This window comes from Arthrobacter sp. D2-10, from assembly GCF_054161285.1.
In genome coordinates this window covers 1,136,305-1,151,401 of sequence record NZ_CP096431.1, presented here as the reverse complement: position 1 = coordinate 1,151,401, position 15,097 = coordinate 1,136,305, and the positions used below count along the sequence as shown (strand labels likewise).

The window sequence follows — 15,097 nt, the reverse complement described above, 5'->3', positions numbered from 1 at the left end:
GCTAGAGCAGACCCTTCGTGTGCCACACCGTCTTGGTCTCCGTGAAGAAGGTGATGCGGTCCAGGGAGGGTGCACCGGCGTCGGGCCCCTGCTCCGGGGGAAGCACGCGCTTCAGGGTGTCCGCGGCAGCGATCTGCAGGTCTACCCAGTCCAGCTCGCCGGCGCCGAGGAGGTCCAGCGCGTTGACGTCCGCGTGCGCTGCAAGCCACGGCGCGATCTCCGCCGGTGACCCGCTCAGGATGTTCACGACGCCTGCCGGCACGTCACTGGTCGCGAAGACCTCGCCGAGGCTGAGCGCCGCGAGCGGCGAACGCTCCGAAGGAATAACGGCGACGGTGTTCCCGCTCACGAGGACCGGCGCCACAGCGCGGACAAAGCCGAGCAGCGAACCAGGCGCACCCGCAGCCTGGGGCGCGATGACGGCGACAACGCCGGTGGGTTCCGGCACGGACAGGTTGAAGAACGGGCCCGACACGGCGTTGCCGTTGCCTGCGACCTGCACGTACTTGTCGGCCCAGCCGGCGTACCAGACCCAGAGGTCGATGGCCTCGTCGACCTGCGCGGTTGCCGTGGACAGGGAAACGCCCTCGAACTCGGCGATCTCCTCGGCGAACTGCGCCCGACGGCCGTCGAGAATCTCGGCAATCCGGTACAGCACCTGCCCGCGGTTATACCCGGTGGTGCCGGACCAGCCGCTGACGGCGCCGCGGGCGGCCACGACGGCGTCGCGGGCGTCCTTCCGGGAGGCCTTCGCGGCGTTGACTGAACTCACCGAAAAGCTCCCCTTCGTGGTCGCAACCTCGTACACGCGCCCGGATTCGCTCCGGATGAACTTGCCGCCGACGTACAGCTTGTAGGTCTTGGGGACAGCCAGGCGGCTCATCGAGCACCTCCGGTAACAGCAGCGCGGGTAGGGGCAGACGACGCGAGGTACGCGCGGAGGCCCTGCTTGCCGCCTTCGCGTCCGTAGCCGGATTCCTTGTACCCGCCGAACGGCGAGGCCGGATCGAACTTGTTGAACGTGTTGGCCCAGACGACGCCGGCACGCAGCTTGTCCGCCACGGCCAGGATGCGGCTGCCCTTGTCGGTCCAAATGCCCGCGGACAGGCCGTACGGCGTGTTGTTGGCCTTGGCGATCGCCTCGGCCGGTGTGCGGAACGTCAGCACGGACAGCACGGGACCGAAGATCTCGTCCCTGGCGATCCGGTGGCTGGTAGACACGTTGGTGAAGATGGTCGGCGGGAACCAGAAGCCTTCCGACGGCAGGTTGCACGCGGGGCTCCAGCGTTCGGCGCCCTCCTGCTCGCCGATGTCGGAAAGCTCCTTCATCCGGCCCAGCTGCGACGCGGAGTTGATGGCGCCGACGTCGGTGTTCTTGTCGAGCGGATCGCCCACGCGCAGGGTGGCGAGGCGGGCTTTGAGCCGGTCCACGACGTCGTCGTGAATGGACTCCTGCACGAGCAGGCGTGAGCCGGCACAGCAGACCTGGCCCTGGTTGAAGAAGATGCCGTTGACGATTCCCTCGACGGCCTGGTCGATCGGGGCGTCGTCGAACACGATGTTCGCGCCTTTGCCGCCCAGCTCGAGCGTGAGCTTCTTCGACGTGCCGGCGGTTGAACGGGCGATTTCCCGGCCCACCGCCGTCGAGCCCGTGAAGGCTACCTTATTGACGTCCGGGTGGTTGACAAGCGCGGAGCCGGTGGAACCTGCGCCGGTGAGGATGTTGACGACGCCGGCCGGCAGGTCCGCCTGCTGCAGGATCTCGGCGAAGAGCAGCGCGGTCAGCGGGGTGGTTTCGGCGGGCTTGAGCACCACGGTGTTGCCGGCGGCGAGCGCGGGTGCGATCTTCCACGCGAGCATCAGCAGCGGGAAGTTCCACGGGATCACCTGGGCAGCGACGCCGAGCGAACGCGGGTTCGGGCCCATCCCGGCGTACTCGATCTTGTCGGCCCAGCCGGCGTAGTAGAAGAACCAGGCGGCGACCAGAGGGATGTCGACGTCGCGGCTTTCCTTGATGGGCTTGCCGTTGTCAAGGCTTTCGGCGACAGCGAGTTCGCGGGCGCGTTCCTGCACCAGGCGGGCGATGCGGAAGAGGTACTTGCCGCGGTCCGCACCGGACATGCGTGACCACGTCTTTTCATACGCACGGCGGGCGGCGGCGACGGCGGTGTCCACATCCTGCTCGTTGGCGCAGGACACGGTAGCGATGTGCTTCTCGGTGGCCGGGGAGATGGTGGTGAAGGACTCCCCATTGCCGGAGACGAACTCACCGTTGATGAACAGGCCGTATTCGTCTTTGAGGTTGAGGATCGCGGCCGACTCGGGCGCGGGGGCGTAGTCGAGGAAAGTCATGGCTGGTCCTTCAGTCGATCGTGACGTAGGCCGGGCCGGAGTAGCGGCCGCTGGTGAGCTTCTGGCGCTGCAGGAGCACGTCGTTGAGGAGGCTTGAGGCGCCGAAGCGGAACAGGTCCGGCTGCAGCCACTCCTCCCCCACAGTCTCCGCGACCGTGACCAGGTACTTGATGGCGTCCTTGGAAGCACGGATGCCGCCGGCGGGCTTCACGCCGATCTTTTCGCCCGTGAGGCGGTGCCAGTCGCGGACGACCTCCAGCATGGACAGCGTGACGGGCAGCGTGGCGGCCGGGGTCACCTTGCCGGTGGACGTCTTGATGAAGTCACCGCCGGCGAGGATGCCCAACCAGGAGGCTCGGCGCACGTTGTCGTAGGTGTTCAGCTCGCCGGTTTCAAGGATGACCTTGAGGTGGGCGTACGTGCCGTCGGGGCGCTTGCACGCTTCCTTGACGGCGACGATCTCGTCAAACACCTGGCCGTAGCGGCCGGAAAGGAACGCGCCGCGGTCAATGACCATGTCGATCTCGTCGGCTCCGGCAGCGACGGCGTCGGACGTGTCGGAGAGCTTCACGGAGCGGGACGCGCGGCCGCTGGGGAAGGCGGTTGCCACGGCGGCGACGTTGATGCGGTTGGGGGCGCCGTCGTCGTGCGCTGCTCCGAGCGCTTCCACGGCGTGCGGCACCATGTCCCCGTATACGCACACGGCGGCGACGCGCGGGGTGGACATGTCGTCCGGGTCAGGGACCAGGGCCTTGGCCACCAGGGACTTCACCTTGCCCGGCGTATCGGCGCCCTCAAGTGTGGTCAGGTCGGTGAGCCGGATGATGGTGTCCAGCGCCCAGGCCTTGGAAGTGGTCTTGATCGAGCGGGTTCCGAGGGCTGCGGCGCGGGCTTCAAGGCCCACGGCATCGACGCCCGGAATGCCTTCGAGGTAGCGGCGCAGGCTGCGTTCGGTGAGGTCGCCACCGATCACGTCCAGGGCCCTCGACGCCGGTGCAACAGTGGTTCCGGCGCGCGTGGTTTCCATGGTCACATGTTCTCCATACTTCTGTTCGCTGCCATGCGTGGAACGGTTCCCGCCGCACCCATTGATCGGTTCATTTGCCGGGGGTATCGATAGCGTCGGGACAGGTGATCGGACCCGCATGGACGCTACGACTTTACCACCGGGTAACGACGGCGGCAGTTCCGCTTCCCGACCAGATTCCCCGCCCTCCCAGGTGCGTTGGAGAGAGTCGGTTCAGTTACGTATCGATGCAATTTAGGCTGGCTGGAGTTAGCCCAAGGAGTCCGCTCCGAGGACGATATTCAGCTTCGACCCGGGCAACGTGAGATCTCCAGTTCTGATACTTAGCTGAAAGCTCGTATGTCACTCTTACCGTGGTACTGGAACTAATGGTGCTCGGATCAACTATCAGCGACGTTTGGCTCGGCCCATAATCTCCGACTGTCGTTAACGTCGAGCCAATCTTCTTGGTAAGAACGTACCCAGTTGAGCCGATCGGGCCGTGGTTATGCGACCACGTCAATGCAATTTGCTCGCTGCCCAAAATAAGCAGAGTGCCGCCCGTATCGTCACATTCCAATGTGGGCAGCCCCAGTGTCCTCGCGCCGAAGTTTGCCATGGCCTTTGCTTCATCCTGGAATACTCCCCACGCCGGCGCTCCCGCAAGTAGTGTTCCGCTAGTCAGTGTCAAGGCGCCAGCGACTGTCATACCGGTCAGCCGACGAAACGTGTGCTTGCTCCGCCGTCGCCCGGGGCGCCGCGCACGGCGTCCTGATGTAGGCGCTGAAGCATCGGAGCCACTTCCATCGTGTGAATCCCGTGTGGGCCGCCCCCCAAACGCGACATACAGCAGGTACGCCGTGAGCAGGCCGCCGATAAACAGAGCAACCGGACTGCTAAGCCAGGCCACGGCATAACCGAGCAGCGGGGCGGACCAGAAGACCCGATCCACTTCAGTGACGGCGTAGGTTTCTGCGTCGACGACGTCGTTCGCGTCGCCCTTCAAGGTCAGCTGGGCGTAGCCGTCAGCGGGTGTAACGGCGGCAACCCGGTGGGTGATCCGGGTTCCGCTTGAGTTTTCCGTGCTGACGATGTCACCCACCTGGATGTCGGCCGCCGGTACCGGGACGCTCAGCGCGAGTCCGCCAGTCGCGATGGTGGGTTCCATCGAGCCGGACTTGAACATGAGCGGCTTGATCCCGAAGAGCACGCCTGCCAGCGCGGCAATCAGGCACAGCGAGCCCAATACCGCGCCGACGGTGAGGAGAACGTTCCGCGTCAGGCTAAGCCGCATGTCAGGAAACCTGGCCCGCGTTGAAGGTCAAGGTGACTTTTGTGCTGTCTCCCTGCATTTCGTTCGAAGCCTCCAACGGTAGGCTCAGACGAATGCACAGGTCTTCGAACGCATCTCGATTCAAGGGCCCCCTCTCGCTGAAAAGAACTCCGCCGAGCGGCCCGCCGCCGACCAGATCACCGGAACATGTGCCCTGTGTCGCCGTGTTTGTTACCACTCCACCGGAGTACACCTGCACCTGCAAGCCTGGGTACGCAGGCTGACCCGCGGTCGCTGGCACGCCTGCACCCAGTACGCCGCCGTCGATGTCTGCGAAGCTGCTGGCCAACGAGTACTCGAATGGCAACGTACCTTTGTTGGCAACGTTGATCATGCCAGCCCAGCTCGATCCCGGGTACATGTTGCTGACGCTTACGGAGGTGAGCGCAACTTCGTCGTCAGCGTCCCCCGCGAGCTGCAGATCCAGTTCCCCCGCGCTGAACGTCGCTGTCGCCGTCGCCTCATCCGACCAGGCTGCGAGGGTCCCCACAGCACCGAGTCCGACAACCATGCCGAGCGATAGAAGCGCACGGACGCGAACTCCTGCGGGCCCTGCCGAGCGCCGCGCTGTAGTTGGATTATGCCGCCCCATGGCTACCTTCTTCACTAGTGCTCTTCTTCTTGCGACCCCAAGCCACAGCCAGGAGACCTCCTGCGGCTAGCGCCGCTCCGGCCACTGCCACCCATAGAGCGGTGAAACCCGTATCGGCAAGCGTGCCGAATGGCTCGCCGGTACGTGCTTCAGGCTTGTTCACGGACCGGTCAGGTACAGACGCAACAACATCGGAACCGTCGTCCGGTGCAGGAGAAACAGGATCATCGATACCCGGCGCTGTATCCGGAATCGACTGGGTCAAGCGCACGTCGAAGGCCATCGGTCGACTCACGTTCTGACTGCTGTTGCCGGCAGCTGCATGGAGACCCACGGTGACAGTGACTTTCCGGCTATCGAGTGCGTCCATGCTGTCGAGTACCAGTAGCACCCGGTCAGTGCCACCACCGGATACCGCGGGCGCGTCATCCATAACTGCGCTAACCCATAGTCCCTGCGGTTCCGCGCCATCGGTCGGCCAGTCCGTAACGAGCGCGACTTTCAGGTCAGCCGGGTCTGCACTTGCGTTTCGCACCCAAAAACTTCCCGAAGCTTCATCTCCGGGCACGAGCACCGGTGTCTCGTCGAAGATTGGGTCCGTCAGTTCGGTGGCCCATTCCTCGCCATCAAGACTGAACAACAAGGGATCCGCCGCAACTGCCGGCATCGCGCCAACGCCCACGAGTCCGGCGGAGATAACAGCCGCTGCCCACAGTCGGTTCCTCATTGGACACCACCCGCGGCGGATCCGGCCGATCGACGAGGCCGCGCACCCTCAATCAAGGCGCTACCGAACATGAAGGCTGTATAGCTGAGCAATAGGACGACGGCGCCGCCCACCGCCCAGATACGCTGCTCGCCCGTCAACAACCCATTGACATATCCGACCAGCGGAAGGCTGTACCAGACGACGCCGCGAATCTGCTCCGGACGCACCTGCTCCTCGTCCGGGGAAGGGCTGGCGTCGCCCTGTGTAGTGAAGGTGACGCCATCGCTGCTGGAGGTACGGGCAATGATGCGGTGCGTGACGACCGCCGGTTCCCCCGAGCGGATCTGGTACGTGATCGCCTCGCCGATGTGCAGTTCCTCAGGGTTGGCTTCCTTGGTGACAATGAGACTCCCGGGCGGCATGCCCGGTCGCATCGACCCCGTGAGAACGGTGTAAGAGCCCGAGCCGAACAGCTGCGGAATAACGACCATCACGGCAACGAGACCGAGAACTATCAAGAGACACATCCAGGAGAGGACCTGACCAAGCCACGACAACACACCGGTCTTCTCCGGTGCGTTGCGGTGCTTGGAGTGCGTCACTGGACCTGATCCCCCCTGAAGATGAATGTTGCGCTTATGGCTCCTGTGGAAGCTGTGGCCGGAGCCTCCTCCTGCAATGCGACGGTGATGCATAATTCCACCGACGACGACGGCGCCAGCGGCCTAACGGCGGAGCTACCAGTCGACAGTGCCCCTTCGTATAGCGTCTCGACGCCGCTCTCCGGTGCAGTTCCGTCACAAGTTGCGTCATCTGAGACCGACAGCGTGAGCGCCGACGCAAGCTCGCTATCGGAAGTCGACGACGTCGCTGCATTAGCCGCGCCAGTTGACACACTTTCCAGCTTGTACGTCATCTTCGTGGATCCGCTGTTGGTGATAGTCAGCGGAGCGGTGACCGCATCCCCGGGCGCTAGATTTTTTGCAGTCAATGCGTCGAACGGGAAGGTTACTGGCTCACCCCCAGCGAGCAGTTCGAGGCTGCCGGTGGTAACAAGTCCGGGATTGAGCTCTGCCTCGTCATGCCAGAGAGCTCCCGTGGTGCCCGTCGTCGCAACGACGATGAGCACCACTGTCCCGGCTACCGCAAGCCACAGTTTCTTCTTCATTTCCCCGCCGAACTGTCTCGGGCGTCAGGGTGCCGAAGGTTGGTTATTAGGACTGGGTCAGGGTCAGCTGGGCGCCGGCGAGATTGATATCTGCAAGCTGAGCAACCTCAACCGTGTCCGAGGTGGTCAGGACAACTTCCACCGTGAAGTCATAATCAGCCGCGTCAGCAAAGGTCACCGCTGTTCCGGTAGGAGAAAGCGTCGAAGTCAAATCCTCTGTTTCAGCCGTCGTTACGACGTATTCAACTTCGACGCCGGCGGGAAGAGCGGCGGTTCCACCAACTAATTGCAGATCGGCTTCAATGTTGTCACCCGTAGTGTCGACCGACACCTTGTAAACAGCGGTGAGCTCGTCACCGGGAACAATGACAGGATTGGTCACTATGACAGGATCGGTCACGACATTAATGTCGTCGTAGGTCCAGCCCTCGGTCGTAGCTTCCATCGTGAGGCTACCTGTGTCGACGTTGCCCGCGTTCAGGGTTGCGTTATCAGACCACGTCGCGTACGTTCCGGCACCACCGAGGAGCAGTGCGCCGGCTGCTGCCGCCGCGAGCGTACCTTTGGTTACTTTATTCATAATGCGAGACCTTCTCTAAGTTTGGAGGCCCGTCCCTAGGATGGCCCCGATAAGCCAAACGTATAGATGAAACTTCAAGATAAAGCTTGGAATACCCTCATGGTTCCCCAAAGCTTCAAGTCCCCTCGAAATGCTGAAAGTGTGAATCGCCCTTCGTGCCAGGCGACGCCGGGATCCGTCTCACCGCAGATCTCTCCGGTGACGGACGCGTTTCCGGCAGCTGGAACCCGTGGGGACCGGCTGGCACGACAAAGCCGCAGTTGCACCGCGTCGATCATGTTCTGCGTTGAAGAGAAATCGAGCGAGTACATCGCTTGAGCAGCGCTGTCACCAAATACGGACGACGGCGTAACACTTTCGCCGGCCCCTTCGATTCGTTGTCTTCCGTCATTCCAACACCCTAGAATCAGCCCTATCCGTACCCGAGGAGGGATTTGTTGCGGGGTTGACCTTACTGTTGGGAGAATAATGGCCGTTACCAGTTGCCCAACATGCGGGAATCCTCTTTCCCCTACGGCATTATTTTGCGGCGAATGCGGCGCACGGATTTCCGCAGTAGCACCTCCCACCGAATTCCTGGCGCGCCAAACAGCAGGTCCGAAGGACAACATCGGTGTCTTTCCCAAGAGCGCTCCTGTGGAACGTATTAGCAGCAGCAATGAGCCGACAACGGGAAATGACCCTGCGCGAAAGGCACCCTGGACCAAAATCGGTGCGGCCGGTGCAGGTTTGCTCGTTCTTGTTGGTGTTGTCGCTACTCAACTAATCGACAATGGTGGCACGGAAGCAGCGGTGGACACTGCGCCTACATTTGAGCAGCCCTCAGTTATAGACTCGCCGACGCCTCCAGTCGAGTCGCCCAGCCCGACTACCAACGCGCTGTCTTCCACCTCCTCGTCCGCACCGGTACCTGGTCCCACTGCGAGCCCCACTGGCTTGGCCACGGCTGTGACAACGGACCTTCCGGACTTCGCCGCGTCGGGTTGGGCCAGCACGGCACTCGACGCCGCTTACTGCCAGACTGAGGGCCGCTTCGTCACGTTGGCAGACTCGCAAAATTTCAGAGGGGTAATCTGCGCCGTCGATGGTGATTACGAATACCGGGGAATGGACAAGATGACTGGTCTTACAGTCACCACTCCGGCGGAGAAAACATCGAATGGATACGCCGGCTTGGCTCAAGATACCAGGTATGAGCTAGGGCCTGACACCTTCGACATTGTGACGAATTCAGGCGTGCTCGCGAGCGAAGCAGTTCTTACTTGGCTAACCCCAGACGAGGACCCTTTCATCCCGGGCGAGCTTGGACTTGTAAAACCGATATCATTCCCGGAATGCGATGGTGCGGGCGTTGTGATCCTAACGAACAGCTTTGGCCCTGAAGCTTCGAAAGAAGACATTCAAAATGTGCTCGATACGCACCCCTCCGCCGAATACCTCCGTACCGACCTGTCTTGCGACGCCTTCAACCGACCATCCAGCGACGGCAGCGGCGGCGAGTATATCTATGCCTCATATATTCACGTGGGGCACGACATCACGCAGCTGTGCAACGTCGCTGCAGCGGAGAATGGCACCGCTGTTTGGCTTCAGAACGACGTCGAGCCGGCCGAAGCTCGCGCGGATTGCCCTTGAGACCCCCTCAAAGCCGAGAGCGCATCCACTAAGAGCGGCATAGACCTAATCCATAACGACGACGCGGCGGCCAGCCTGCAGCCCCACAAACTCCTGCTCACGATGCTCCCGTCCAGCGGGAACAGCCCGTTCGCGTCCCCATGCACGGATAGCGGCCACTTCTTCAGGATTCGTTCGACTGAAAGGCACAACGTTCCCAAAAACCTGCTTGATGTATTCCTCGGTCGGGACTTCGACGCTCCGATGCATGAACATCTCGGTGGCTACGTCATGGATTACCGCTTCAAGGTCGGAACCAGCGAAACCCTCGGAGAGGGCTACCAGGTCCTCGACTAATGATGCCGACGGCACATTATTCAAGTACTTAGCGAAGTAGAGACGGATGATGTCGGCCCGGTCGTCCGCGTCCGGCAAGTCCACAAAGAATATTTCGTCGAACCGCCCCTTCCGAAGCAGCTCTGGCGGAAGTGAAGTGACGTCATTCGCCGTTGCTACCAGAAAGACCTTCGACGTGGATTCCTGCAACCAAAACAAGAATTGGCCAACAAGTCGCCGGCTCGTTCCGGAGTCGCCTCGGCTCCCCGCAAGTCCCTTCTCGATTTCATCGATCCAAAGAACACAGGGTGCAATACGGTCGGCCGCTTCCAGTGCCTCGCGAAGCTGACGCTCAGATTCACCGACGTACATTCCGAGAACTGAGGCCATATCCAATCGATATAGCGGGAGTTTCCACTCCATTGCAATTGCTTTAGCCGACAGTGACTTGCCACAACCAGGAACGCCTACCAACAACACACCCTTGGGCGGATGCAGGGGCGTCCCTCGCAGATCCGCCTTGATGAGTTCGTTCTTGCGCTGCAGCCAGGATCGTAATGTGGTCAAGCCACCAATCTGATAAGAATCATCGCGCAGCTTAACGGTTTCGATCCCATTGAGATCACCGAAGATCTGATCTTTGAAGTGTGAGAGTTCGGCGACATCATCCGTTCTGAGAGATCCTTTAGCCAGAAGCGTCGTAGTGATGTTGATTGCCTCCGTTTGAGTCACCCCCACCAGCATCTCGGCCGCGCGACGAATCTCTTCCTGTCCCCACTCAATCGGCATGACAGCCCGGTGATCGTCAACCAGCGCGCTAATCACCTCGTGAAGCTCTTCTTCGCTTGGTAGATCGAGTGTCGCTGTCATGCCTAAGCGACTCAACCCAGACCAGACCGGAGTTGCGACGATGAGGATTATGGAACCGGAGCGATTTTCCGCCAACCTAGCGATCTCGGCGAAGTGTCGCGCCGTTGAGCTTTCCCCATCAATGTCCTCGACGTCGGTGAAGATGAAGTTTGCGTTCTCCCGAGAAGAAAAAGTCTGAGTGGCGTATTCCAGTGCACCTGGAAGCGAACGGTCATCGGATATGGCCGCGCCACTATATAAGTCCTGAACGCCTGTGGTACGGGAATGCACAAAAAACGGCATCGAGCGCAGCTGACTGCTTACCGAGTTGAGCACGTCCATTGCTCGGCCGCGCTCATCAGAGCGCAGCACGATCAACGGGACGCGTGCTTTCAGGAAGCGAAGAAGTGTCTCACTGGTCTGTATCAGATTTGGCATTTTTACTCGTCCGTGGATGTTTGTTCGATGTGAATCCTGCGGCGTCCCGCAGCCGTTGAATATCCGGTCTGGTCCGCTCGCTGCGGAGCCTCAGTAGGAGCCGGCGCACCCTTGTGGCTCCCATCGAGGACAGCCGTAAGCTTGTTCTGGCGAATCAGCGCAAGAAGTTGCTCGTTACGTGCCCTCGAAGACACAGAACCCTGCGCGGCAGACAGCACGTTTTTTTCAAGTTCTTCCTGCAGCGCGGTGATGTCATTGCTCGTCTGTTCTGAAAGAGCCTCAGAGACCTCGGTGGGAAGCCCCGGATGAGCGGTTAGCTGCACCCTTCGCGCCAACGGTCCGCGCAAGCGTACGAGCTCGCGCGCGATGACGTAATCCTCAGACGCTGCACTCAAGGATCGCTGAAGGTCGGCCGACCAAGCCTGCATCATCTCGCTCAAGGCCTGGTGAAGATGAGTTAGCAAGCGTTGGTAGGTCCGAGGATCGAAGGAATCGACTGACAACGGCGGCAGATTCGAGAGGTCGTAGCTGGGATCCTTACCCCACTTACGTAACGCCAGCACCCACGACTCGTAAAGCCCCTGACCCAACCCTATTCCCTACCTTCAGAGTGAGTTTCGGCGGACTAGCATCTCTCCGGGTGGAAGCGGATCCCATTCGGGCAAGCTTCCTGCAATTTTCCGCTGCCGCGAAAGTTGCCTGTTCCCACTGACAGAACCCGAAAGTGCCCAACTTCTTGAAATCGTCGGTCCTTCGCTCGCCGATGACGGCGTAGGCGGTGCAAACGCCGCTCTCCGACGTCGTACTATGCCTTCCGGAATCTCGGGGGCCGGTTCAGTCTCGGGCGCGCGGTCCTTGGACCCCAAGGCGACTGGCGCGCCACACGAGGTACAGAATTTCGGTGGCTGGTCACCCAGGTCAGCCGAACATGCGGCGCAAATGGTGCTTGACATCGCTAGATGCTCTCCTTCAGAGTTCGGATGGACGGCCATATTTCGATGAGCTCCAACAGGTGCTTCTCCTTGGAATCTTCATCTTCATACGTCAATTTCGAATCTAAAAACTCGGCACAGGCACTCCGATACAGGTCCCGCGACACTGCCTTAGCCTTTTCTCTGGCTTCTTCTGCCTCAGCAACCGCTTTATCTGCCTTGGCCTTCTTCTGATACACGTTCCAAGCGGTGACCCCTCCGCCAAAGAGCAGCGCTAACAGTGCCCCGACAAAAAAACCCGTAATCAGGAAAAGCAGAATGAGCCCCACGGTCACAATCGCTGGAACCATGACTGCGGTGTACTTGAAGCTCACCCGCTCAATGTACGAGCGGAATGTGGCGTCCCACACCCTGAATAAATCTGCTTCGGCCTCGACTTCAGGAGTCGCTGTTGACGTCTTCCACCCCGGGAAGCTAAACGAAGAAGCATAGCCGGAATGGTTCGAACCGAGGTCGATATCCACGTCCGCCAGAAACCTCTGCCGGTATTCCATTGTGTATCGACCAAGAGCTACCTTGAAGTCTTGCTTTCCGGCGCCGACGGACACTTTTTGTGTATCCTCGCTAACGCCGAGCAGGTGAGGCTGTAAGGCGGCATGAGTTTGGATGGACAGTACATCCAACGTTTCTTCCAGAGCTTGACTCTCAGCATCTGCTACCTCCTTCGCGCGCACCAAATCGCCATTAGATTCCACGACAGCCTCGTGGTACATGACCTTGCGCCTAAGAGGCAGTTCTTCGCCGTCATACTCGGTAACGAGGACTTCCAGGAGATCATCCATCCTGTCCTGAACAGTTGTAGTCAGCTCGGATGGGCGTTCGAGCAAAGTCCTGAACTTTCCGTCGACAAACTGCAAGGCGGAAGCACGCTCCAGTGTGTCCTTCACCTGAGGCCATTGGGGACTTACGGCAGCTAACGCCGGATAGGAAGAATCAGGAAGAGATCCTCGTTGGGTTTCTATCTCCGCGCGCCACTTACCGACTTGCTCCTCAACGATGGCCGGGTCCTTCCGCACCTGTTCCGTCCAGGCGTTTAGTTGGCTGCTGATCAAATCGCGACCTGCCGGTCCGAAAGCACCTTGCGCTGATGCTTCAAGAACCACGGCAAATTCGCGGGTAAGGGCCCGAGGATCCAGAGCATGAAGATAGTGGCGTAACCACCGGACTGACGCATCCAGCCGGCCTTGGCGCTGAAGCACAAGCGCGAAAAAGAGACTTGTCTTTCGTTGATCGCGGCCGAATGCGGCGTCCAACGACTTCTCGGCTAACTGTTGGTCGTCGCGGGACCAAGCTGCGAGGGTGACAAGCGCCGGTGCGAGCCAGTAACGAGGAGTCTGAATCATCAACTGTTCGCTGACCTCTTGTACTGTTTTGTTGCTCACGTTCCCGATGTCAAAGGCCTGCAGCGTGCCGACCGATGACCGGCGCACAATGTTGTAGTGACCGAATTCCCGCTCGAGGTCGTCCTTCAGGTTGCCCAGCACTGTTTCGGAGCGCTGCACATTAGCTGATCTCTCAGCAGCTTGCACGAAGTTCGTGAACTCTGCTCGCAACTGAGACAGTTCAGCTGAAGTACTGGCGAGATCTGAAGCAACAGACCCCACGCTGGCGTGGACTTGGTCAACGTGCGTTTGAAGAATACGCACTTGTTGATCAACCCGGCCAACGGCATTAATTACAGGACTCAAATTGACGTTTGACACTCCGAAGATCCTTTCATTTGAAGCTAAAACTAAACGGCTGAAGTCCCGTCGGTTCGAACAGGAATGACAACGCCGTCTGCATACACCTCGACATATGCATAGGCAGGGTTCTTGGCGAGCGCTCGGGCTGCGAGATACGGTCCTTGGGGCGATTCACTTAGCGAGTAATGCTCGCAAATCTGACCCATCAGATTGAGCATGTGATCCACGTAAGGCGGTCCGAGGTAGCAGCGGGAGAACAGACCGAGGAGCGGGCCGCCGCCCCGCGCGTCATACTCCTGTTGAAGCCACTCAAGGAGTTTCAACTGCGCTTCAAGCGAGGGCTCGGCATCGAGGCGCTTGACCGCCTCCAGCAGGTCCGTGTCTCTGACCTGCCTGCGTCGTCGGGTCAGTTCCGCGGCAGAGACGAAACCCGTAGCGTTTCCAGAGGCGTTGTGCACCTGTGAGGCCACCGGCGACAGACCAGAATTCAACACAATCCTCCGCCTGAACCTAGGTTCTTGGCTCATGCTGTCCTCCCCCTCTGCCCGATGCGTCAATCCCCGGAGTGAACTCCCGGGGGAAGCTCCAGCGCACTTTGTTAGTCGAGACGCTCATCGAATGACGTTCGCCCGCAGCCGTGTTCCCACAAGGCGTATTAGCACGAATGGAACAAAGAATCCGAGCAGAATCAGGATCCTGGCGTTCGATTCCGCGACAGAAATCAGGGTGCCCGAGGAGTCCACGAAGGCCCCGGAAAAAACCATAAAGGACTCAAACGAAATCACGATGGAAGCAGAGATTTCAACCCATACAGAATTCATCCCGGACACGAGTCCCATTATCACGCCGCCAATCAGGCTAAGAAGCAACGCACCCTGGTCGGTCAGAATTTGGGTAGCAAGGGGAGAAGCTAGAAAGATCAGCAGCTGGACGGATCCGAACAGCCCAAGCGCTGACTTGACCTGCAAGCGCCCCGCGGCAAAAGCGATCGCGGCGCCCCACGCGAAAAATATAAGAACAAGCAGTAACGCCAAAAACCGTCCCCAGTCATCGTGGACCTGACCGGCGAATCTGCCGATTGCATAAGCCGTTCCAACCAACCCGACAAACCCATAGAAGGCGTGTATGACCAAGCGCAGGGCACCCCATGCGAACGCGCAAACTGCAGAGAGGATGGCTGTTCCAGCGCCTAGGATGAGGGCAGAAACTTCGTCACGAACGGCGCCAATCTCGAGGAAACAGAGCGCAACTAAGACCCCGCTGAAGAACTCAGGGATCTTCTCGTGCTTATTGCCGAGCAATTGCAACGTACGGGCAGCGCTGCTCTCCTTGTTCGTCGCTCCTCGAAGCATGAAATAGTACAGCGCGCCCATGAAACAAAGAACGATGACGAGCGAGAATGCCTCTGTCATATCAGTTTGGGCACCGAATTGCTTGCGGTCA

Annotated in this window: 15 protein-coding genes and 1 pseudogene; 2 read left to right on the top strand and 14 right to left on the bottom strand. The window is 60.1% G+C overall.

Going from position 1 to position 15,097, the window contains the following annotated elements; translation table 11 throughout:
* Position 1 precedes the first annotated feature (1 nt).
* From M1D74_RS05440 to M1D74_RS05400, 9 genes are all read right to left on the bottom strand, one after another.
* Positions 2–883 (bottom strand): aldehyde dehydrogenase family protein, encoded by an 882-nt coding sequence (locus M1D74_RS05440; protein WP_458116775.1) that lies wholly within the window; start codon positions 881–883, stop codon positions 2–4.
* Positions 880–2,352 (bottom strand): aldehyde dehydrogenase family protein, encoded by a 1,473-nt coding sequence (locus M1D74_RS05435; RefSeq protein WP_458116774.1) that lies wholly within the window; start codon positions 2,350–2,352, stop codon positions 880–882. Before M1D74_RS05435 ends, M1D74_RS05440 begins: the two co-directional genes overlap by 4 nt.
* 10 nt (positions 2,353–2,362) lie before the next feature.
* Positions 2,363–3,379, bottom strand: a complete 1,017-nt coding sequence (deoC, locus tag M1D74_RS05430) for a deoxyribose-phosphate aldolase (RefSeq protein ID WP_458116773.1) — start codon at positions 3,377–3,379, stop codon at positions 2,363–2,365.
* A gap of 217 nt (positions 3,380–3,596) precedes the next feature.
* Complete coding sequence (locus M1D74_RS05425) at positions 3,597–4,652, bottom strand: signal peptidase I (protein ID WP_458116772.1); 1,056 nt, start codon at positions 4,650–4,652, stop codon at positions 3,597–3,599.
* A gap of 1 nt (position 4,653) precedes the next feature.
* The gene (locus M1D74_RS05420) at positions 4,654–5,298 is read right to left on the bottom strand and encodes a TasA family protein (RefSeq protein WP_458116771.1); all 645 of its coding nucleotides are present in this window, start codon (positions 5,296–5,298) and stop codon (positions 4,654–4,656) included.
* On the bottom strand, positions 5,270–6,010 hold the full coding sequence (locus tag M1D74_RS05415; protein ID WP_458116770.1) for an LPXTG cell wall anchor domain-containing protein: 741 nt from the start codon (positions 6,008–6,010) through the stop codon (positions 5,270–5,272). Before M1D74_RS05415 ends, M1D74_RS05420 begins: the two co-directional genes overlap by 29 nt.
* Positions 6,007–6,594 carry a signal peptidase I gene (locus M1D74_RS05410; protein WP_458116769.1) on the bottom strand — a complete coding sequence of 196 codons (588 nt, stop codon included), beginning with the start codon at positions 6,592–6,594 and terminating at the stop codon, positions 6,007–6,009. Before M1D74_RS05410 ends, M1D74_RS05415 begins: the two co-directional genes overlap by 4 nt.
* Positions 6,591–7,160, bottom strand: coding sequence for a hypothetical protein (locus M1D74_RS05405; protein ID WP_458116768.1), 570 nt, complete (start codon positions 7,158–7,160; stop codon positions 6,591–6,593). Before M1D74_RS05405 ends, M1D74_RS05410 begins: the two co-directional genes overlap by 4 nt.
* 46 nt (positions 7,161–7,206) lie before the next feature.
* Positions 7,207–7,740: an alternate-type signal peptide domain-containing protein gene (locus M1D74_RS05400; RefSeq protein WP_458116767.1), complete on the bottom strand. Its 534-nt coding sequence runs from the start codon at positions 7,738–7,740 to the stop codon at positions 7,207–7,209.
* Between the two features lie 468 nt (positions 7,741–8,208).
* Here M1D74_RS05400 and M1D74_RS05395 point away from each other — a divergent pair.
* A pseudogene (locus tag M1D74_RS05395) lies at positions 8,209–8,259 on the top strand (hypothetical protein); the annotation flags it as partial.
* A gap of 429 nt (positions 8,260–8,688) precedes the next feature.
* The gene (locus M1D74_RS05390; RefSeq protein WP_458117218.1) at positions 8,689–9,375 is read left to right on the top strand and encodes a hypothetical protein; all 687 of its coding nucleotides are present in this window, start codon (positions 8,689–8,691) and stop codon (positions 9,373–9,375) included.
* A gap of 45 nt (positions 9,376–9,420) precedes the next feature.
* On the opposite strand, the gene M1D74_RS05385 is transcribed toward M1D74_RS05390, so the two are convergent.
* The 5 genes from M1D74_RS05385 to M1D74_RS05365 form a co-directional block, all read right to left on the bottom strand.
* Positions 9,421–10,977 carry an AAA family ATPase gene (locus tag M1D74_RS05385; protein ID WP_458116766.1) on the bottom strand — a complete coding sequence of 519 codons (1,557 nt, stop codon included), beginning with the start codon at positions 10,975–10,977 and terminating at the stop codon, positions 9,421–9,423.
* 2 nt (positions 10,978–10,979) lie between these two features.
* Entirely contained in the window at positions 10,980–11,567 is a 588-nt protein-coding gene (locus M1D74_RS05380; protein WP_458116765.1) for a hypothetical protein, read from the bottom strand.
* 365 nt (positions 11,568–11,932) lie between these two features.
* On the bottom strand, positions 11,933–13,672 hold the full coding sequence (locus M1D74_RS05375; RefSeq protein WP_458116764.1) for a hypothetical protein: 1,740 nt from the start codon (positions 13,670–13,672) through the stop codon (positions 11,933–11,935).
* A 29-nt stretch (positions 13,673–13,701) separates the two neighbouring features.
* Positions 13,702–14,145 (bottom strand): hypothetical protein, encoded by a 444-nt coding sequence (locus M1D74_RS05370; protein WP_458116763.1) that lies wholly within the window; start codon positions 14,143–14,145, stop codon positions 13,702–13,704.
* 120 nt (positions 14,146–14,265) lie between these two features.
* Positions 14,266–15,066 (bottom strand): hypothetical protein, encoded by an 801-nt coding sequence (locus M1D74_RS05365; protein WP_458116762.1) that lies wholly within the window; start codon positions 15,064–15,066, stop codon positions 14,266–14,268.
* Positions 15,067–15,097: the final 31 nt, after the last annotated feature.